Annotated in this window: 16 protein-coding genes; 8 read left to right on the top strand and 8 right to left on the bottom strand. The window is 46.8% G+C overall.

Going from position 1 to position 21,028, the window contains the following annotated elements:
- Positions 1-7: 7 nt before the first annotated feature.
- A complete protein-coding gene (gene iolD, locus VIC_RS22440) occupies positions 8-1,855 on the bottom strand; it encodes a 3D-(3,5/4)-trihydroxycyclohexane-1,2-dione acylhydrolase (decyclizing) (RefSeq protein ID WP_006962666.1) in 1,848 nt (615 codons plus the stop codon).
- Positions 1,856-1,858: 3 nt separating this feature from the next.
- Entirely contained in the window at positions 1,859-3,775 is a 1,917-nt protein-coding gene (locus VIC_RS22445; RefSeq protein ID WP_006962667.1) for a bifunctional 5-dehydro-2-deoxygluconokinase/5-dehydro-2-deoxyphosphogluconate aldolase, read from the bottom strand.
- 619 nt (positions 3,776-4,394) lie between these two features.
- Here VIC_RS22445 and VIC_RS22450 point away from each other — a divergent pair.
- The 5 genes from VIC_RS22450 (at position 4,395) to dld (ending at position 11,213) form a co-directional block, all read left to right on the top strand.
- Positions 4,395-5,402, top strand: coding sequence for a sugar ABC transporter substrate-binding protein (locus tag VIC_RS22450; protein ID WP_019275214.1), 1,008 nt, complete (start codon positions 4,395-4,397; stop codon positions 5,400-5,402).
- A gap of 54 nt (positions 5,403-5,456) precedes the next feature.
- On the top strand, positions 5,457-6,950 hold the full coding sequence (locus VIC_RS22455) for a sugar ABC transporter ATP-binding protein (RefSeq protein WP_006962669.1): 1,494 nt from the start codon (positions 5,457-5,459) through the stop codon (positions 6,948-6,950).
- 80 nt (positions 6,951-7,030) lie between these two features.
- On the top strand, positions 7,031-8,050 hold the full coding sequence (locus VIC_RS22460; protein ID WP_006962670.1) for an ABC transporter permease: 1,020 nt from the start codon (positions 7,031-7,033) through the stop codon (positions 8,048-8,050).
- A 267-nt stretch (positions 8,051-8,317) separates the two neighbouring features.
- Positions 8,318-9,151, top strand: coding sequence for a MurR/RpiR family transcriptional regulator (locus VIC_RS22465; RefSeq protein ID WP_006962671.1), 834 nt, complete (start codon positions 8,318-8,320; stop codon positions 9,149-9,151).
- Positions 9,152-9,503: 352 nt separating this feature from the next.
- Positions 9,504-11,213, top strand: a complete 1,710-nt coding sequence (gene dld / locus VIC_RS22470; RefSeq protein ID WP_006962672.1) for a D-lactate dehydrogenase — start codon at positions 9,504-9,506, stop codon at positions 11,211-11,213.
- A gap of 39 nt (positions 11,214-11,252) precedes the next feature.
- On the opposite strand, the gene VIC_RS22475 is transcribed toward dld, so the two are convergent.
- Together VIC_RS22475 and VIC_RS22480 are read right to left on the bottom strand one after the other, a co-directional pair.
- Positions 11,253-12,296: a hypothetical protein gene (locus VIC_RS22475; protein ID WP_006962673.1), complete on the bottom strand. Its 1,044-nt coding sequence runs from the start codon at positions 12,294-12,296 to the stop codon at positions 11,253-11,255.
- Between the two features lie 269 nt (positions 12,297-12,565).
- Positions 12,566-13,522, bottom strand: coding sequence for a LysR family transcriptional regulator (locus tag VIC_RS22480; protein WP_080555965.1), 957 nt, complete (start codon positions 13,520-13,522; stop codon positions 12,566-12,568).
- Positions 13,523-13,626: 104 nt separating this feature from the next.
- Between VIC_RS22480 and VIC_RS22485 the strand changes: the two genes are divergently transcribed.
- Together VIC_RS22485 and VIC_RS22490 are read left to right on the top strand one after the other, a co-directional pair.
- The gene (locus VIC_RS22485) at positions 13,627-14,967 is read left to right on the top strand and encodes an MATE family efflux transporter (protein WP_006962675.1); all 1,341 of its coding nucleotides are present in this window, start codon (positions 13,627-13,629) and stop codon (positions 14,965-14,967) included.
- Positions 14,968-15,003: 36 nt separating this feature from the next.
- Positions 15,004-15,465, top strand: coding sequence for a hypothetical protein (locus VIC_RS22490; protein WP_006962676.1), 462 nt, complete (start codon positions 15,004-15,006; stop codon positions 15,463-15,465).
- Here VIC_RS22490 and VIC_RS22495 read toward each other — a convergent pair.
- Positions 15,462-16,460, bottom strand: a complete 999-nt coding sequence (locus VIC_RS22495; RefSeq protein ID WP_006962677.1) for a LacI family DNA-binding transcriptional regulator — start codon at positions 16,458-16,460, stop codon at positions 15,462-15,464. The two genes, VIC_RS22490 and VIC_RS22495, sit on opposite strands and share 4 nt — an antisense overlap.
- A gap of 194 nt (positions 16,461-16,654) precedes the next feature.
- Here VIC_RS22495 and VIC_RS22500 point away from each other — a divergent pair, with 194 nt between their 5' ends.
- Positions 16,655-17,584 carry an aminoimidazole riboside kinase gene (locus VIC_RS22500; protein ID WP_006962678.1) on the top strand — a complete coding sequence of 310 codons (930 nt, stop codon included), beginning with the start codon at positions 16,655-16,657 and terminating at the stop codon, positions 17,582-17,584.
- 102 nt (positions 17,585-17,686) lie between these two features.
- Here the strand turns inward: VIC_RS22500 and VIC_RS22505 are convergent, their stop codons facing one another.
- The 3 genes from VIC_RS22505 to VIC_RS22515 all read right to left on the bottom strand — a co-directional run bounded on the left by VIC_RS22505 (position 17,687) and on the right by VIC_RS22515 (position 20,987).
- Positions 17,687-18,892 carry an EAL and HDOD domain-containing protein gene (locus VIC_RS22505; RefSeq protein WP_006962679.1) on the bottom strand — a complete coding sequence of 402 codons (1,206 nt, stop codon included), beginning with the start codon at positions 18,890-18,892 and terminating at the stop codon, positions 17,687-17,689.
- A gap of 186 nt (positions 18,893-19,078) precedes the next feature.
- Entirely contained in the window at positions 19,079-19,384 is a 306-nt protein-coding gene (locus VIC_RS22510) for an NIPSNAP family protein (RefSeq protein WP_006962680.1), read from the bottom strand.
- Between the two features lie 49 nt (positions 19,385-19,433).
- Positions 19,434-20,987: a methyl-accepting chemotaxis protein gene (locus VIC_RS22515; RefSeq protein ID WP_006962681.1), complete on the bottom strand. Its 1,554-nt coding sequence runs from the start codon at positions 20,985-20,987 to the stop codon at positions 19,434-19,436.
- Positions 20,988-21,028: the final 41 nt, after the last annotated feature.

Here is a 21,028-nt window from a genome sequence, read left to right on the forward strand (position 1 = left end):
TGTTCCCTTAGATAACCTGATCTTTCTTGGCTGCTTCGTAGCGTTTACGCGCTTCTCGCACTGGCTCACGAACTGAAACTTCTGGCACAGCGACCTCCCACCATGAACCACCAGATTCAGTGGTACTGAGCGGATCGGTATCCAGCGTGATGACATACGTACTGTCCGCAGCTCTCGCGCGAATCAACGCCTGCTCCAGTTCAGTAATGTTGCCCACTTTTTCTGCGCTAGCGCCAAGTGAGCGCGCGTGTCCGGCAAAGTCGGTCTTCGGTGCCCCCGCCTCAACGGTATTGCAATCCTGAAGCAGATTATTGAAACCCGCACCGCCACAAGCTTGCTGAAGGCGGTTAATACAGCCATAACCGCGGTTATCTAACACCACCACAACCAACTTCTGACCTAACATCACCGAAGTGGCGATTTCAGAGTTAAGCATCAGATACGAGCCATCACCCACCATGACGAAAACCTCTGAATCAGGCTTCGCCATTTTGACGCCAAGCCCACCAGCGATTTCATACCCCATACACGAAAAACCATACTCAAGGTGGTAACCCTTGTCGTAACGTGTCCGCCACAGTTTATGCAGCTCACCCGGCAGGCCGCCTGCCGCGCAGACAACTATGTCTTTCTCCTGCGCGGCACGGTTAACAGCACCAATCACTTCCGCATCGGTGGGTAACTCGCTTTGGCGATCAGTCATCGCAATCTCGACGGTTTCATTCCATTTCAATCGCAGTGATTCCGCTTTGCTCTTCCAGTTAGGGCAAATGTTCCAACCAATCAGACCACTGCCGAGTTGTGGCAAGGTATGTTTGGCGTCAGCAACCAAAGGGGTGCTGTAGTGCTTGGTCGCATCGAATCCATTGACGTTGAGTGACACAATCTTGGCATCAGAACGGAACAACGCACGAGAGCTGGAAGTAAAGTCCTGTAAGCGAGTCCCGACAGCGATGACTACGTCTGCCTCACTGGCAAGCGTATTAACTGCTTCTGAGCCCGTAACTCCGATCGACCCTAGATTACTCGGGTGATCCCATGCCAATGCGCCTTTGCCCGCTTGTGTTTCACCGACGGGCAAGCCAAAGGCTTCCACAAAGTCGCTGAACTCTTGGGTTGCTTCTGCGTAATGGATACCTCCTCCCGCGATAACCAGTGGCTGCTTAGCCTGCGCTATGCTCTCAATAGCAAGTTGGAGTTCATGCTCATCTGCCCCAGGTCGGCGGATGCGATGGACTTTTTCTGCAAAGAAATGTTCAGGGTAATCAAAAGCCATGGTCTGCACGTCCTGAGGGAGAGAAAGCGTCACAGGGCCACATTCAACCGGATCGGTCAGTACTCGCATTGCCTGAGGTAAGCTATTCAACAACTGCTCAGGGCGAGTAATGCGATCAAAAAAACGGCTCACTGGCTTAAAGCAATCGTTCGGCGTGATGGTGGCGTCACTCCAGTCTTCAACTTGTTGAAGGACAGGATCCGGTTCGCGAGTCGCAAACGTATCGCCCGGTAAAAGCAAGACGGGTAAACGGTTAACGTGAGCCAAAGCCGCAGCGGTCACCATATTCAGCGCGCCCGGACCAACCGATGTCGTTGCTGCCATCATGCGGCGGCGGTTGTTGGCTTTTGCAAAGGCAATCGCACTGTGCGCCATTGCTTGTTCATTGTGCGCGCGATAGGTCGGCAGTTCATCGTTCACATGGAACAACGCCTCTCCTAAACCTGCAACATTGCCATGACCAAAGATGGCAAATACACCTTCAAATATCGGTTGCAGTTGGCCATCTACTTCCACTTTCTGCGCCTGCATAAACTTCACCAGCGCTTGAGCCATGGTCAGTCGGATTGTCTTCGTCATTCTTTACCCCTCCTGACCACGTTCACGCCACAGACTTATCAGGTTGTGGTAATTACGTTTAATCTGATCGATGAGAGTTTGATCATCTATCTCATTAGCTAACCAAGCACGAGACGGCTGACCAAATATAGTTCGCCCGACCGCAAAGCCTTTGACTACATTATTCTGCGCAGCTTGCTTAAAGCCTTCACGCAGCACCTCTTCCGGCGCATCTAGCCCGAGCAATACTACGCCTCGACAATGCGCATCACGCTCGTTGATCAGTGCCTCAGCCGTTTGCCAGCTTTCTGTTTGCATCGGTGGAAGCTTCCACCAGTCAGGTTTCACACCTAGGTTATAGAAGCGCTGCATGGCGCGAAGGTAAAGGGCGTCATCGCGCTCCATGTCAGCGGGTAGAATAACTTCTAAAAGCATTTCATGGCCGGATTTGCAGCAGGCGGTGTAGACTTCCTGCACCTGTTTTTCCTGCTCCAAACGCAACGCATGATTGTCTTCCGGATGGAAGAACACCAAACACTTAACGACATGCTCAAGTGGCCAGTCAATCAATTGTGAACCGATGTTGCCGTGCTCAAGCTCTAGTGGGCGCGATCCCGGTAGCTCGACTGGACGCCCTATCCACCAACCGCTGCCCGTAACCTGATTCAATACCGATTGACCGAAAGAGCCATCGCACAATAAACCAGCTTTACCTTGCAAGTCGGCCTCACACGCCACTTCCTGGCTGGCTTTATAGATCAGTTCTTTAAGGGGAGAAATCCGACTGATATCAGCACCGACTGAACGCGCCATATCGACAAACTGAATACGGTGATCGAACGCCAGTACACACAACTCATCCCACTCTTTATCTCGCGTTGTTACTCGATGAAGGTGATTGAGGTGTGAGTCAAGATCCGGACGCGGTACCTCTTCTGCTCGCGCCAGATAATCATCCAGCTCCTCCTTACTTGGCATTGCTGGCGCACAGCCGTGTCTTGAAACCACCAGCGCGCCACATGCATTTGCGTACGCACAAGACTGCTGCCAACTCTCACCATTGAGGTAGCCACGCAATAACCCAGACATAAACGCATCCCCAGCTCCGAGTACATTGAGCACTTCTACTCTTACGCCGCGAGCGTTGATACCACCGTCAAGATCGTCTGGTAGCTCACCACTAAACACAGAACAGCCAAGTGGCCCTCGTTTGCAGACCAGTTCCGCATCCGATACTTCACGTACACTCTTCAACGCTTGCAAAGTATCTTCAGACCCTCCAGCAATATGGAATTCTTCTTCTGTACCGATAATAAGGTCGAATAATCCCAGCACCTCTTTAAGTGATGCTGTAACGTTTTCTGATTCAATATAACGTGTTTCACCATCACCAATGGAAGTCAGCCCCCACAATACTGGTCGGTAGTCGATATCCAGCGCTGTTTTTACACCATGTTTGCGAGCATATTTCAGCGCTGTTAGCACTGCTTCCCTTGTTTGAGGATGAGACAAATGCGTACCTGTAATCGCTAGACAACGGGCTGAAGCGATATATTCCTCGCTTACATCGTCAGACGTTATTGCCATGTCTGCGCAGTTATCGCGATAAAAAATCAGTGGAAACGTGTCCTCATCTTTGATCCCTAAAATCACCAGCGCGGTCAGGCGTTGCTGATCGGTGATCAGATGGCTGGTGTCTACTCCGAGCCTTTGCAGCTCTTCACGCACGAATCGGCCCATATGTTCATCACCAACACGCGCTAGCATAGATGACTTCAAGCCCTGACGCGCCGTACCGTAGGCAACATTGCCCGATGACCCACCGAGATACTTTGCGAACGACCCCATGTCTTCTAGACGGGCACCAATCTGTTGCCCATACAGGTCAACGGCCACACGTCCCATACATATAAGATCGAGTTTCTTATCGATGGCCTTCATTTGGTTACTCCTTTAATACTTTGCTGGTTTTAACCGGGGACACCAACCCGGTTTCCAACTATCGCCGAATAAGGTTATTTGTGTTTCACAACCTTTATACGAAACATTTGTTTCATTTTCAATGAAAAATGAAATGCAAAATCCAGACTGTGATCCATGGCCATTTTTTACTCAAATCCATTCTTTTCATTTCTAAGACACACATAAAATGAAAAATATTTATCAAAATACCATTCAATATTTTCCGCTGAAACAAAAATTCCACAAATGAAAGACTCAATTAACACAAATATCAGAAACAGGTCACAAAAATTTTTTATTTATTATAAATCAATAATTTAATATTGAACGGCATATTGAAATGTAAATTTCAGTGAGATCGCGATAACAGTTTTAACAATTGAGAAACAATTCGACTGGTCAGAATTCAAACATCCACATATAGTTTCTCACCGACACCAATAAAAAATATTTTTCAAACCAATGAAGTATGTTTTGCAAGTTTGAAAAGATAACGATTGAAACAGCTGAATAGGACTCACAGCCGCATTCAAGCAAAAATGAAATGAAAATTTCATTATGTGTGGAACGCGGTTGAACAAGAACGAAGGAGGCAATGATGCCATCATTACATCAAGGACTTACCATGCTGCTGACCAAGGTGAAACAACTCGCCACTACCTCTAAAACCTTACTTAAAGGCCTACTCGTGACTTCTGGGTTACTTCTACTGACAGCTTGTGGTCAGGAAGAAGCCAAGTCGGACGTCACACGGGTCGGCGTTGCCATTCCCAACTTTGATGACACCTTCATGGTGTACATGAAAGATGCAATGGACAAATACGCGCAACAATTTGACGGCAAAGTTGAACTGACCTTTGTCGATGCCAAGGAAGATACAGCGAAGCAGTTGGGTCAGGTAGAGAACTTTATCGTCCAGCAAATGGACGCAATTATTCTCGTCCCTGTAAACACTGACGCAACTCAACCAATGACCGACCGCATCCTTGATGCCGGTATTAAGCTGGTGTATCTCAACCGACGTCCTTCTTACCTGCCGGAAAGCGTTTTCTACGTTGGCTCTGAAGAGCTGAAGTTCGGCGAAACGCAGGCGGAATACGCCGCCAACATTAAAGACGGTGGCAACGTGGGTATCCTGATGGGGATGCTGACTCAGGAAGCCGCCATCATGCGAACTAAGGGTGTGGAAGATTTCTTCCAAGACAAACCAAATTTCGATGTGGTTCGTAAGCAAACAGGTCTATGGCAGCGCGCTCAAGGGATGACCGTTATGGAAAACTGGCTCAACTCTGGCGACCAGTTAGACATTATCTTGGCTAACAACGATGACATGGCACTGGGTGCAATTCAGGCTCTACGTGCAGCGGGCAAACTTGATGACACCTTAGTCGTTGGTGTCGACGCTACGCCAGATGGTCTGATCGCAGTTAAGAATGGTTCTCTGAATGCGACGGTATTCCAAGACGGAGGTGGTCAGGCTCGTGGCGCGATTGATGCCGCAGTTGATGCCGTTAAAGGTAAACAGCACGATCAAATTACTTGGATCCCAGCAGAGCTGGTCACACAGGACAACCTAGCCGCGTTCGAAGCGAAACAAAAAGGTTAATGGAATAACAGCGCTCTGCACCTTCAGTGCAGAGCACTTTTTGGAGTAGTAGTTATGAGTCAAGTTTTACTCGAAATGCGTGGTATCACCAAAACCTTCCCTGGTGTTAAAGCATTAGACAACGTTCAGCTTACCCTTAAACAAGGCCGAGTCATGGCATTGATGGGGGAAAACGGCGCTGGTAAATCAACCCTGATGAAGGTGATGTTCGGTATTTATCAGCGTGACAGTGGCACCATTCGCTACAAAGGAGAAGCCGTTGAGTTCTCGGGCGCAAAAGAAGCGCTGGAATCAGGTATCTCTATGATCCATCAGGAGCTTTCTCCTATTTTATATCGCAGTATTGCAGAGAACATCTGGCTGGGACGCGAACCGCTTAAGGGGCCGTTAAAGCTAATTGACCACGATAAGATGTATCGCGATACCGAAGAGCTGCTGAAAAAGCTCGATCTGGATTTAGATCCACGAACCCCGATGACTGAACTGACGGTGGCAACGATGCAGATGGTTGAAATAGCCAAAGCCATCTCCTACCACTCAGAAATCATCATCATGGATGAGCCGACTTCCGCTCTAACCGACAAAGAAGTCGACCATCTGTTTGAAATCATTGAAATGTTGAAAAGTCGTGGCTGCGCTATCGTCTACATCAGCCACAAAATGGATGAGATTTTCCGCATCTGCGACGACATTACCGTCTTCCGTGATGGTTGCTTTATTGGTGAACGAGAAGCCAAAGAGACCAATAACGAAGAACTGGTGCAGATGATGGTGGGTCGAGATCTTGGTGACGTATTCCCACCTCCGACAGCCAAACCGGGCAAAACTCGTCTTGAAGTGCGAGATCTCTCCGTTGAAGGCGCCTTCAGCAACATTAACTTTGACCTTCACGAAGGCGAAATTCTTGGCATTGCCGGGCTGGTGGGTGCAGGTCGTACGGAACTGATTGAAACTCTGTTTGGGGTTCGCGAGAAAGACACCGGAGTGATCCGCATCAACGGAAATGAAGTGGAAATCAAAACCCCACAAGACGCAATCAGCCACAAGATGGCTTTCCTGACCGAAGATCGACGCCATTCCGGCTTATATCTGATGCTCGATATCTTTGCGAATACATCCATTGCTCATCTCGACGCATACCGTAACAAAGTGGTGAATGTGCTTGATGTTCGCAAGATGCGCTCAGACAGCGAAGACCACTGTAAAAAGCTCAGAGTGAAAACTCCAGGCATGTACGAAACCATCGACAACCTCAGTGGTGGTAACCAGCAAAAAGTGCTGCTTGCCCGTTGGATGCTGACCAAGCCTGACATTTTGTTCCTCGATGAGCCCACACGCGGTATTGATGTTGGTGCTAAGTCTGAAATTTACAAACTCATGCGCCTGCTTACCGGTATGGGTAAGAGTTTGGTGATGATTTCCTCCGAGCTGCCCGAAGTGATGGGGATGAGTGACCGCATTCTAGTCATGCATGAAGGTCAGCTAAAAGGTGCGATTGAAGGGCAAGAAGCAACGCAGCAGAAAATCATGTCAATGGCGCTCAATTAAGGTCTCAGATCGTCATTCGTTTATCAGGATTTGTTCACCTGCCTGGCAGGTGATTAAGAAGTAATTCAAGGAATGCAGTTATGATTGCAAAACTGATTAAGGCTACCTCAACCGAAGGCGAGCCAAACAAAAATTTCAAACGTCTTGTCTCTAAGTACGCGATTTACATTGTTTTTGTTGCCATGTGTATCGTGATGACGATTTTGTCTCCCGTCTTTCTGACCGTGGCAAACCTGCTCAATGTGGTTACTCAGATGGCCAGTATCGGTCTGCTAGCGTTGGGCGTGACCATCATCATTATCACTCGTGGTATCGACCTTTCATCCGGCTCAGTGCTGGCCGTCGCAGCGGTGGTATCGGCCAGTATGGCGCAAACACTCGACTGGAGTATGCGCATGTATCCGAACATGCCAGAGTTTCCAGTGATCGTGCCCATCATCGCAGCATTAGCGGTAGGTGCATTGTGTGGCTACATTAACGGCGCCTTAATCGCGTACACAGGTATTCCGCCATTCATTGCAACGCTAGGGATGATGATCGTCGCGCGTGGCGCTGCCCTGCTCTACTCAGATGGCCGCCCGGTCAGTAGTCTGATAGAGTCCTATCAGTGGATTGGACAAGGCAACATTGCTGGACTTCCTGTACCTGTGGTGATATTCATCGTCATGGCTTTTGTCTCCTACATTCTGCTCAACTACACCCGTTTCGGTAAGTACGCTTACGCGATTGGCGGCAACGAAACTGCAGCTTACGTCTCGGGTATCAACGTCAATAAATACAAAATTCTGGTTTACACCTACGCAGGCCTTCTGGCGGGTATTGCGGCCTTGATTCTGGCTGCACGCATTAACTCTGGTCAACCGGGTCTTGGGGTCATGTATGAACTGGATGCGATTGCCGCTGCAACCGTTGGTGGTGTATCCCATGCAGGCGGTATCGGTACAATTCAGGGCACCATCATAGGCACTATGATCATGGGTGTGCTTCAAAACGGGCTCGATTTGCTCAATGTTTCAGCGTACTGGCAGCAAATCGTCAAAGGCTTAGTCATCATTTTTGCTGTGATGTTCGATATGAAACGTCACAAGAAAAGCAAATAACGTTTTGTAGGGCTGAAGCTATTGTCCTTTCACGAATATCTTGTCTGACGCTGCGCTCACAACGTCAGCCCTGATATGGCAATAGCTTCTGGGGATTACCCTGTTTGCGCCGCTTTACGTTGCGGCGCTTTTTTCTTCTCGCATCCAGCTTCTGACCATTTTTGGAAGCCATCACTAATCTCGTTCTGAAACAAATATTTCACGATTTTCGAATTTAAGGTATCTTTACGGAAGATTTATTTCAGATTCCGAACCTAGGAGAGTGACATGAAAGCGGCCAGTTCGCTCGGAGAGCTGCAGGATCAGATCCGCAATAATTACTCTGACCTGAGTAAGCGACTCCAGCAAGTAGCTAAGTATGTGCTTGATAATTCTAACAGTGTTGCATTTGATACTGTTGCCGTTATTGCTCAGCAAGCCGAAGTACCTCCATCGACTCTAATTCGTTTTGCCAGTGCATTTGGCTTCAGCGGATTCAATGATATGAAACAACTGTTTCGTCGTAATCTGGTTGAGGAAACCACCAGCTATACCGATCGAGCCAGACTGTATAAACAGCTAGAGGGAGAACCTCACCCACCAGAAACGCCAAAAGACATTCTGGAGGAATTTGCCCGCGCTAATTCTCAGGCAATGAATCACCTTGCCGCTCAAACTTCAGCTGAAAAATTAGAGCAGGCGGTTGATATCCTGCGTAATGCGGAGAATATCTATCTTATTGGACTTAGACGCTCGTTTAGCGTCGCGTCATATCTGACTTACGCACTACGTCATCTGGATAAGCGCGCTTTCCTTATTGATGGCCTTGGTGGAATGTTCAAAGAACAACTGAGCATGATTGGCCCTAAAGATGCCATCGTGTCCATCAGTTTCAGCCCTTACGCGCAAGAAACCGTGATGCTAAGCGAAGTCGCATCCAAAGCCGGTGCACATCAAATTGTGATTACCGATAGCCAAATCAGCCCGCTCGCAGCGTTCAGCGACGTGTGTTTTGTGGTCAAAGAAGCCAAAGTGGATGCATTTCGTTCTCAGTCTGCGTCTTTGTGCCTAGCGCAAACTCTCGCGGTGTCTATGGCCTTCGATCAGGCTGAAAAACTCTAGCCTTCTCAGCGGCAGTGGTCGATCACTGCCGCTTATTTCTTCTTTATACCTGCCAAGGTCAAATCATTGAGCTAAGTGAGGGTTTGATCACTTATTTTTTACAATTCAACGCCTCTAGCTCCTCACTTATTATGTCAATTTTGGAAAAAGACAATGATACTTCTTCCAATAATCGAAGAATAATACTGGCTTAAGTGATTGATATTTGGTGATTCAGCTTCCAAAGCGTGTTTTATTGACCGAGAAAACACACAAGTGTGAATTTCTGCTTCTGGTTCGAATTGAGTTTCGAATTTAAAATATGCAAAACCAGAAAATAACAAGCACGTCACAAAGGAAGCAAAGGGACGCCATGAGTAATCAAGCGCTAATTCAGACATTCATCAACATTGTCGGCCAAGACCATGTGTTAACCGATAACAAAAAAACCGAATATTACCGCTCAGGCTTCCGCTCGGGTAAAGGCAAAGCACTGGCAGTTTTGTTTCCCGGTTCATTAGTTGAACAGTGGCGCCTGCTTCAGGCCGCGGTAGAAGCGAACTGCATTGTGATCATGCAGGCCGCCAAAACCGGTCTGACTGAAGGGTCTGCACCAAGTGGTGACGATTACGACCGAGAAGTTGTGGTGATCAACATCATGCGTATTAACTCGCTGCATTTGATTGAAAACGGCAAACAGATCATCAGCTTACCGGGTGTGAGCCTTCACCAACTTGAGAAGAAGCTTAAATCCGTTAACCGTGCGCCTCATTCCGTGATTGGCTCTTCTTCAATTGGCGCAACAGTTGTTGGTGGTATTGCCAACAACTCCGGTGGTGCTTTAGTCAAACGCGGCCCTGCGTACACGGAATTAGCGCTGTTTGGCCAGGTCACCAAAGAAGGCAAACTAGAACTTGTGAATCATTTAGGTATCGAAGGCCTTGGTGAAACGCCAGAAGAAATCCTGACCAATGTTGAACAAGGCAACTTTGACCCTTCTAAGATCATCCACAGTGATGCGATGGCATCAGACAAAGAGTACGAAGCTCGCGTTCGTGACGTCGATGCAGAAACCCCTTCCCGTTTTAATGCTGATTCCAGACGCCTGTTTGAAGCCAGTGGCTGTGCAGGTAAGCTCGCAGTGTTTGCAGTCCGTGTCGATACCAACCCTGTCGCTGAAAAAGAACAGCTTTTCTACATCGGCTGTAGCGATCCAGCGAAGATGACGATGCTGCGCCGTGACATGCTGAGTGGCTTTAAGCATTTGCCAGAAATGGGCGAATACATGCACCGCGACATTTTCAATCTGGCGGAAACTTACGGTAAAGATGTCTTCCTGTCGATTCATCACCTAGGCACTGACAAGTTGCCTAAGTTCTTTGCGCTAAAAGCAAAAGTTGAGTCGATCCTGAAACGCATTCCGTTTGTATCTAAAGATTTGCCAGATATTACACTTTACTGGCTCACCAAACTGTTCCCACAGCACCTTCCTAAGCGCATGCTGGAATTCAGAGATAAGTACGAGCACCATCTGATCCTAAAAATGAGTGATGGTGGTATCGATGAAGCGAAAGAATACCTGGAGAACGTCTGGTCTAAGCAGGACGGGTGTGAGTACTTTGTTTGTGATGCTGATGAAGGCAAGAAAGCTCTGCTTCATCGCTTTGCGGCTGCGGGTGCTGCGATTCGCTATGAAACCATTCACTCCAATGAAGTGGAAGACATTCTTGCGCTAGATATTGCCCTGCGCCGAAACGACATTGACTGGGTGGAACAGTTACCAGAAGAGATCACCAAAGACTTGGTTATGGGTCTCTACTACGGTCACTTTATGTGTCATGTCTTCCATCAGGATTACATCTTTAGAAAGGGCGCGGATACGAAGAAGATCAAACAGAAAATGCTTGAGCTTTTAACTCAGAAAGGCGCCAAATACCCAGCAGAGCATAACGTAGGCCACCTCTATGAAGCCGAAAAGCAGCTTCAGGAGTTCTACCACTCATTGGATCCAACCAATACCTTTAACCCAGGTATAGGTAAAATGAGTAAGTACAAACGTAACTGCAGCTGCTGTGGCGGTTAACAGAAAGGAAAGCGGAGCTCATTGAGCTCCGTTTTACGATTAATTCTTCACAAACATGCCTGAACCGCTCAAGGCTTGATGCTTCTCCAATTCGCCTTCTTGATAAAAACCTGTGTGATAAACCGCCATCTGAGATTGACCACTGGTACTTTTCACAAAGCCAATCAGAATGCCGTGTTCACCTTCAAATGGCTTGGTACCTGACTGCTTCAGATAGGTTTTACACGCCTCAACGTTAGACGCTTCAAGCTTAGTTTCAAAACGCATAATCTGATTATCATTGTACATGGCGAAACCCTTTGGCTCAGTCTTACAGTACTCGACGCCATTGTCTTCAATGAAAGCGGTGACCATCAATGGGCCGTTGTTAACTTGGGTAAATTTGTAACGGTTATAGGCATTAGGTTGGTTGTAAGCATCAATGCTTTTCCATTCTGTATCTGGCAGAGAAGCCAAAACGTCAATCAGTTTTTCAGTTTCAACTTGTTGATACCAAACATTAAAGTCTTCTCCTTGGATGCCAGAATCTTCCGAAGTCATCCGAAAGCCATAATCCAGTGTATTAAACTCATAATCATCCAAGTGAATTGACTTAATCTGCGCCTTTTGCACAGCAGAAAGATCTTTTCGCCATTCACCAAAAATCCAGCCTAAGTTCGACAATTTAGCGTTGCGTAATGAGCGACTAAGCACCTCACCACTTGGTTTCACTTGCTTAGAAGCATATTCCATTGCATCACTCACTGTTGACTGAGCGACTTCATACCCAGCCGACACTTCTACTTTGTGATAATCGTTTGAAGCATCTACACTCACCGACTGGCTCCAAAACTGTTGCTCACCTGTATAGTGATAACCAATGCCTACCCCCATGTAACGCGGTGATGTATCACTAGCGCGTAGAATATCGTCACTTCCATTTCCTAGTGTCGCAACATAGATCCCCATAGGATAAACAACACGGCTTTGACCACCATTAATATTATTTTTGCCAGTGCTTCCAGCATCGCCAGAACCACCACCGCCACAACCAACAAGTAACGCAGTTAGTACCGAAACCGAAATCGCCGCTCTTTTAAACATAAGTTTTCCCACTCATCACATACCCAACTGAGACGTATGCACACCAGAACACCATGAAATCTGGTGTGTATAAATCGATGATGGGAAGTATCCGCACGGATGTCGTTAAATCAAAAAACGTTTCCACACTAAACTTAACAGCACATTTATTTACATCTAACACACTGAATAATAGGAAGAATAACGAGTTGTCTTACAGAGCTTATTTAGCAATTTTTACACTACAGAGAGGGAAAAGAGCCCCCACTCTACTGGTTAGGATGGTGAGTTCAATCCAAGGTCACGTCTGCTTGGCTCCAACCAAATTTGTCGCACAGCACTTTAAGTTGGTTCAGCTCATTTTGAGTCTGTTCGACCAACCAGTTCAGGATTTCACTGATCATGGGAGAATGATTACGTTGATAACAGTAGTACTGCCAATCGCTATGTTGAAGTGAAAGCTGTTCAGGGCATTTGAGAAACTCACGCTTGAGTTCAGGTAATACCAACAGCAGATCCGTCACTGTCACTCCCTGGCCGGATAGGCAGGCACTTAGCGCTAAATCCAAGCTGAAGAACACAGTATCCCTGCCCTTTTTCGCCCCTTCCAGATCAGCGTTGCTTAACCAGTTTTTCCAATCCTGATGATCAAGGGTGGCATGCAGATGTGGCAACGTCAGAACATCACTTAACTGAATATGCTGCTTAGAGAGGGATTCAGCGTAAACCGGCGCCATAAACTCATCACGAAGAAAGGTTACATCTGAGCGATTCTGGTATCGCTCACGCTTTCGCGTGTTCACGATCAGCAGATCGCAGTCTTCAGAATCAAGCGGTGGATCTTCTTCAATCGATGGGATGATGACAATCTCGTGTTCAGGGTATCGCTCGTTGAGCATCGCAACCTTAGGCATCAGAATACGCGTGGCGTAACTGAGCGCACTTTTGATCACAATACGCTTCTTATTCGGCACCGCCCACTGAGCAATCAAGCTGTCTAGCGCAACGTAGTTTTTGCGCAGCACTTCATAGAGATCTTTCCCTTGCGTTGTTAACTCAATCGCTCGGTGTTTTCGGATCACTAGAGATGCTTTTAGCTCATCTTCAAGTTGCTTTATCTGACGGCTGACTGCACTTTGGGTAACGTTAAGCTCATCAGCCGCTTTGGTAAAGCTCATAAGGCGCGCCACAGATTCAAAGACTTTCAATCCGTTGTGTGAATAAGGGAGACGGTTATAAGGGGACATAATTCACTCGCATGATCTGAACTCATGTAAGAGTGGCATAAATGTCATTTGAAGGCTAGCCAGCAAACTCGTACCTTATTGTGATAACGATCACGAGGCACACAATGAAAAAAATTCTCTCTCTGGCATTTCCACTGATAATTTCGCAACTCATCGCAATGGCACTGGTTCTGACTGATGTCTGGATGATGTCGCGACTCAGTGTGTCTGCGCTGGCAGCCGGAGGATTGGGTGCGTCCATCTACAGTTTCGTCTTTATTGTGGCGAGCAGCACCGTGGGTTGTGTGGCGAACTTAATTGCGATTGCTTATGGTCAACGTATTGCGAGGCCGGAATATGGCAATCAGCAAATCCGCTTAGCAGTAAAAGGGGCTGTACTACTGACGGTGATCCTGTCTGCGATCTTAACCTTGTGTTTTGCATATGCACCGCAACTGCTGGCACTGGCGAAGCAGCCTCAAGAGCTCGCTGGCCCAGCTATGGAATACCTAGACGCATTAAAATGGGCCATGTTGCCGTCTCTGATGCTACTGGTGCTGCGCGGCTTAACCAGTGCGCTCGGTAATGTACGTTCAATCATGGTGATGTCATTACTGACGGTTGCGCTCAACGTACCTATCAGCTATTTGCTTGCTTTCCAGCTAGAGCTTGGCTTGGCAGGACTTGGCGCGGGTACCGCTTTAGCGGCATTCATTGTGATGCTGGGCTACGGCTACTGGGTGTTTAAGAGCCCTGAATACATGCCGTTTGCGCCGTGGAAAAATACAGAAGAATACTCGCTATCATTGCTTAAACCTTTACTGGCCATGGGCTTGCCTATTGCACTGGCTGCGCTGCTTGAACACGGTTTGATTTACGGTGGCACTTTGATGGCAGGCACCATCAGTATCGCTGCGCTCGCATTGCACCAAATTCTTCTGCAATGTCTGAGCTTCACCTGGAACATCAACTTTGGTTTCTCGCAAGCCGCAGCAATTTTGGTCGGGCAGGACTATGGTGCGGAAGACTATGATGGTATTAAGCGCACAGCCCTTCGTAGCTTTGGCCTGACGACAGTGATCAGCGTAGTGCTGGCAGGTGTGTTCATGTTATGGCCTGAGCTGATCGGCTCCATTTTCAATCTGGATTCTGAGCTTTCAACACTGCTCGTCGCCGTTCTATGGGTAGTCGCGCTCTCTTTCATTGTTGATGCGTGGCAGCTACTGGCGATTAACCTACTTCGCGGCATGAAGATCGTTGTTGGCCCGACTGTAGTGACGGCTGTCGGCTACTGGCTGTTTGGTCTGCCTGCTGCATGGCTGCTACTGCCAGACTTTGGTTTAGGCGGCATCTGGGGCGGTATCGGTATTGGTCTAGGCGTCACAGGTATGTTGCTACTTGTTCAGCTTCTGCTGGCGATTAAAAAGCAACGCAATACAGATTCTCTTGCCGTAGCCATGGGTTAGTCGGTAGTATCGCTTCGACCATAAGTGAGAGAAGCGATGACAGACCTCGATATTGAATTTGAACATATTTTTCTGGAAGTAAAAGCCGAACGCTGGCACAGCATCGAGCGATTCTATTTCAGCTATTTTTGCTTCCGGGAAAATTACCTCACTAAGAAAGGCAAGCCAGATTGGGAACTCGCCCGCCAGCGCTGCCCTCGTTCCCGCTCTCTTACTATCATTAAGCACGCTGAGCTTGAGCCGCTGGTTCCGCACGAAGTGATCACCGGAGAAATCAAACGTTACTGGCGTGATGGTTTACTCACACCAAGAGCATTACGCCGTATTCTCGACAGCCTTCTGGATTACGCGACCATTACCAAAGCAGAAAAGAACGTCTTAAAACAAGCAGGCTTTCTCAACGCAATGCCAGCCTTTTGGTATCAATCCAAAGACAAATCACCGATATCAAGGTTCGCAGCCGCAAATATCGAGATGCAAGACCAATCAAGAGATTAGCGCCTACGATGAATTCTGGCGGGCAACACCGTAATTCCTGTTTTCATCTCCGGCTGCTTTAGAATGGCTTGTCCGTAATCAAATAGTGTCTGAGCAATCAGATCGCAGTCCTGTTCAACCGAGTCAATTTTCACAGGTAAGCAATCCAGAATGTCGTAGTTATCGAAGGTCGCCAAGCGAATATCTTCATCCAGCATGTTCTTCTCGGTCAAAAAACGCAAAGCCCCTTCCAACAATGAATACGAGGCGGTATACACGGCTTTAGGTAGACGCCCTAGATCTTCTACAGCCAGTGCCATGAGCTCGTAGCCTGACTCAGGTTGATAATCCTTGGTATACACGTAGCGATCATCAAAACGCACACCTGCATCCTTAAGCCCGAGCTGATAGCCCTTAAAACGATCTCGGCTCGTAGACAAGTTAAGCTGACCACCGATATACACGCACTCTTCACCACTTAAGGCTAATTGAGCCACCACTTCCTTTGTCGCTTTTTCAGCATTGGTTTTGATATTGATGAAATCGCTATCTTCTAATATACGGTCAAAGAAAATTACTGGAGTGCTTGGACTGATAGGTTGATAGAAGGTGTCATCCATCATGCAAGTTGCCACTAGCAGGACATCCACCTGCCGTTCAATCAAGCTCTTTACTGCCTGTTGTTCCTGTTCATGATCATCGTCGGACGAGGCGATAAGTAGCTGATAACCATTATTCCGACACAGTATTTCCAACCGTTTAGCAATGTTCGCAAAGCCCATGTTCGCTAAATCTGGAATGACTAAGCCTACGGTATAGGTCTGCTTAGACTTGAGCGCTCTGGCGTAGATACTCGGCTTGTAATGATACTGTTCAGCAATAGCCTGTACTTTCTCCACCGTGTCTTCATGAATACGGTGCTTTTTTGCGTGTCCATTGAGCACAAAACTCACTGTTGACTTGGAAACACCCGCCAATGCTGCGATGTCTGCCAATTTCAGTTTTTTACCTGCCATTATTCTCTTTTCCTACTCGGTGTCTTTATCAGCCTGCCTTGCTGCTAGCTCAATCAACGCCACTGCGCTCTCATGTTTAGACTCTGACAATGATCACAATTTGATCTTTATCGTGATAAATGATCTCTGCAAACCTAGATCGCTAAACCGTTTTAGCTATACAATCAGCTTAATTTAGTTAAGTAAGAGATGCAATGATGAAAAACAGAGTTTGGGTAACAGGAGATGCAGTTGTAGACCTGATTCCAGATAGCGAGTCCAGCTACTTGAAATGCCCAGGTGGCGCGCCTGCTAATGTGGCAGTCGCCATCGCCAGATTGGGCGGTGATGCTGCTTTTATTGGTCGCGTCGGGCAAGATCCCCTCGGCCGTTTTATGCAACAGACACTCAAGCAAGAGCAAGTCGATACGCAGATGATGATACTCGACGAAGCACAGCGCACTTCGACCGTTATTGTTGACCTTGATGATTCTGGCGAGCGAAGCTTTACCTTTATGGTCAAGCCTAGTGCAGACCAATTCCTTGAAACCAGTGACCTACCGACCTTCACCCAGGGTCAGTGGCTGCACGTATGCTCAATTGCACTAGCGAACGAGCCAAGTCGCAGCAGCACACTGGAAGCGATGCGTCAGATTAAAGCCGCAGGTGGATATGTAAGTTTTGACCCTAACTTAAGAGAAGAGGTGTGGGCAAATCCAGAAGAGCTCAAACCTATCGTACGTGAAGCAATTGCGCTGGCCGATGTCGTCAAGTTTTCGGATGATGAGCTGCTGTTTTTGACAGGCAGCGATACCCTTGAACAAGGTGTGGAAGCACTAAAACCGTTTAAAAATACACTAGTCTTAATCACTCAGGGAGCGAAAGGTGCGTTAGTCCTGTTTGAAAAAACACAACAGCTTATTGCCAGCCAAGCAGTATCACCCGTTGATACTACAGGTGCAGGCGATGCTTTTGTCGGAGGCTTGCTCGCTAAGTTGTCTCAATATAATGATTGGCAGCAGCTTGAGGTCATTAAGTCTGCGGTAAAATGGGCTAACGGCTGTGGCGCACTTGCTACTACTCAGAAAGGCGCTATGACTGCTCTACCTTCCTATCAGGCTCTTGAGGAATATATTCTGAGGTAATTGGCAGGAAATTCTGGATAAGAAAAAAGGCAGAGAGTTCTGCCTTTTTCTCCTAACTCACCTACGCGAAAACTCAACAATTCAGGGAACACTTCATTACCCTCACATCTCGCTCACCCATGCATTTGAATTGGTGATGCAATCCATGACGGTTTCTTCATGGAGCTCAATATCTTTCAGTAAAGACTCCAAAAGTTTCCAATTAGAACTTTCTATCGCTTCTGCTATTGAGAGTAGAGAACCTAATACCCCCTTCCTATGTATGAGGGCCTCGGTGATCACATCAGATAATGACAAAGACGAAACAATGTCTTCCAATGCCATATCTAACAAACCCTCAACAAGTGAAAGCATTCCACAGAGATAGGCAGAATCCGCTAAATGAGGCTGCCTAATGTTAGCTGCTAACTCTTCCAATAGTTTTGCTCTTGTGAGTAAATTCCTGAGAATAATGTTAGGTTTACTAGGCGAAAGCGCCGACAACGTTGTGTAGGTGACATACTTTCTTATTCTGTCATTGCCTAGATATGCTAAAGCTTGCTGCGTACTTTCTATAGATCTATTGAGTCTGGAATCATTGTTAACAAAATTTAGAAGCTGGACCGATAAGATTGGGTTTCTTTCTATGACTTGATTGACCTTATGAACTTCAATGTCTCTTTTTGCAACAAGGGCTGAAAGCTTAAAAATATCAACGGCAGACGCAGACAGTTTTTTTGTTTTTATCAGCTCTGGTTTTTGATAAAAATACCCTTGAAAGTAGTCGAAACCACACTGACAAGCTTGTTGGAATTCAGTGTTATCCTCTATTTTTTCCGCAATAAACTGAATGTTGGAATGCTGAAAATCACGAATGATTCCAGCGCATTCTTTCATTGAAAGCGCTCTAAGATCTAATTTAATAAAATCAATGAGTTTATAAAATCGGTCCCATTCAGGAGAAGGTTCAAAATCATCCAGTGCCACAAGGTAATTTTTTTGTTTTAACTCACTCACAGCATTGAAAAGCTCGTCAGTTGGGCTGCATGATTCGAGGATTTCTACAACGATATCATTTGAAGAGAAATCAAAGGGTACGCCTTCTATCAGATCTTTATATTCAAAATTCACAAAGCCTTGTTTGTTGTCTAAGTTTTTCTTTTGAAAGGTAAGAAATTGCTCAGAAAGAAGGCGCATGGTGACTCTTTTTGCATTTTCTGATTGGAACGCATTTGTATCACTTTCTCTGTATAGCAATTCGTAGGCGAATAATTCCTTATTCTTATCGATGATAGGCTGCCTAGCGACAATTGATAGCTTGCTACTCATAGTATTACCTGACGTTATTTAATTAGAATTCTTATCGGTTTGCTAAAAAACTATAGTACAGAGCCATTGCAATTGTGCGATTTGAAGGGCAGAAAGTGAGATACCGCTTAGTCTCTTCATTGGTTATTTTTAGCGCAACAAAAACGGCGCCCACAGGCGCCGTTAGAAACAACAAAACAATACATTTTATTCAAACACAGGTCGGAAGAAACTTCTCTCGTAGCTGATGACGCACTCTGTCTCTTCGGCGAACTTAAATGCTTTCATACACGCTTCGTCTTGGAAAGACTTATTGCGATACTCATCATAGGCTGTCAGGCTTTCAAAGGTGAACAATGCCAGTGCGATGTTGCTAGCACCTTCCGAAGGCAGAAAATAGCCGTTGTGCTGGCCGCCAAATTTCTCTACCAGAGGGATCCACATTTTGGCGTACTCCTCAAACTCTTTGACCTTCTTCGGGTTGATAACATATCGAATGTAACAGGTGACCATTTCTCTACTCCTTGATTTGAATCCATGCCTTAATGTATGGCTAATTAACTTACGCCTTAAAGCGGTCAATCGCCAGTGTCAGATCCGTGGCCTGACTCGCCACTACAGTGGCAGACTGCGCGTTTTCGGACACAGCGCCTACGTTAGCGTAAGTCAGGTCACGAATAGTATTAACGTTACGAGCGATCTCTTCTGAGACCGTGCTTTGCTGTTCCACTGCCAGCGCAATTTGCGTGCTGCTGTCAAGGATGTGTTTCATCTCTTCCATAATCGCTTTGATGTGACTTAGGGCCTGCTCTGACATGTCTACGCTGTCTGCCCCTTTGTTGCTGCATGACTGAATCGTAGAAACCACCGTTTGAGTCTGCTGTTGTACCGCGCTGATAATATCGGAGATTTCCGCGGTTGAACGCTGAGTCTTACCTGCAAGTGTTCTAACTTCATCAGCAACTACAGCAAAGCCCCGTCCCTGCTCCCCTGCTCGTGCGGCTTCAATCGCAGCATTGAGAGCCAAGAGGTTCGTCTGCTCTGCAATTTCACCAATCACATTCAATACACTGCTGATCTGATCAGACAGTGCCAGCAAATGATTCACCTCACCGCGGGCAGTGGCTAAGTCTTCTGAAAGCGATGAAATGGTATCGCGTGTTTCCACAATATCATTAAAGCCAAGCTGAGCTGTGTCGTAACTTCTCTGAGTGTTGTCCGCAGCGCTTTCCGTTGTGCTGGCGACGTCTTTGATTGTCTCACCCATTTCAGTTACTGCCGCCGCAACACTATCAGTTTCAATCTGCTGCTGACTTAACGCCTGTTCGGTATCCACGCTGCTTTGTTGTAACTGAGTAGAAGCCGCTCCCAGCTCATTGACGCTGCCTTGCACACGAGATATCAGCCCCTGAATACTAGCCAGAAGGCTATTAAGCTGCCCTGCCATTTCTGCGATTTCATCTTTTCGATCGGTATTGGCTTTAAGAGTCAGGTCATGTGTATTGGCAATAGTCGACATCATATTACTCAGCTGCTGGATGTTGCTCTGAACACTGCGGATAAGGAAGTACGAGCCCAATAATAGTAACCCGGCAACAAAGATGACAGAGCCAGCGATGAAACGCTCAATACTAGCCTGAGCGCGTTCAATTTCTGCGTCTAGTGTCGATTCAATTCCATGGAAGATAGTAAAGATGTCAGTGAACAGCCCTTTCATCTCATGCTTGAGGTGTTCAACTTGCGCAGCATCAGAATCATAACTCACCGCTAACATTTCCAGATCTTTGCGGTACAAAGTAATTTTCTTACTTAAGGTAGGAAGTTGACGAACAACAATGCCAAGTGCATCAAGATCATTGGAAAGCATGCTTGATAGGGTCTGGAAATTCGCATACTCGGCCTTGAACTCTTCAAGCTTACTGGCATCTGGTTTGTCTAAAAACTCATATTCGATACGATTCATCTCTAATAGTGAGACTTCCATATCTTTTACTTCAATTAGGGTTTTCTCAAGCTTGAGCAGTTTGAGGTTACTCAGCTCTGTAATGGTTACAATGGCAATAAGCGCAAGAATAGAGAGGCCGGTAAGGCCAAATAGTTTTGTTTTTATGGTCATGGTCTTTCTCAATGAAGCAGGCTTGCAATAACTACTTATTT

It is taken from the genome of Vibrio coralliilyticus ATCC BAA-450 (genome assembly GCF_000176135.1).
Taxonomy (GTDB): domain Bacteria; phylum Pseudomonadota; class Gammaproteobacteria; order Enterobacterales; family Vibrionaceae; genus Vibrio; species Vibrio coralliilyticus.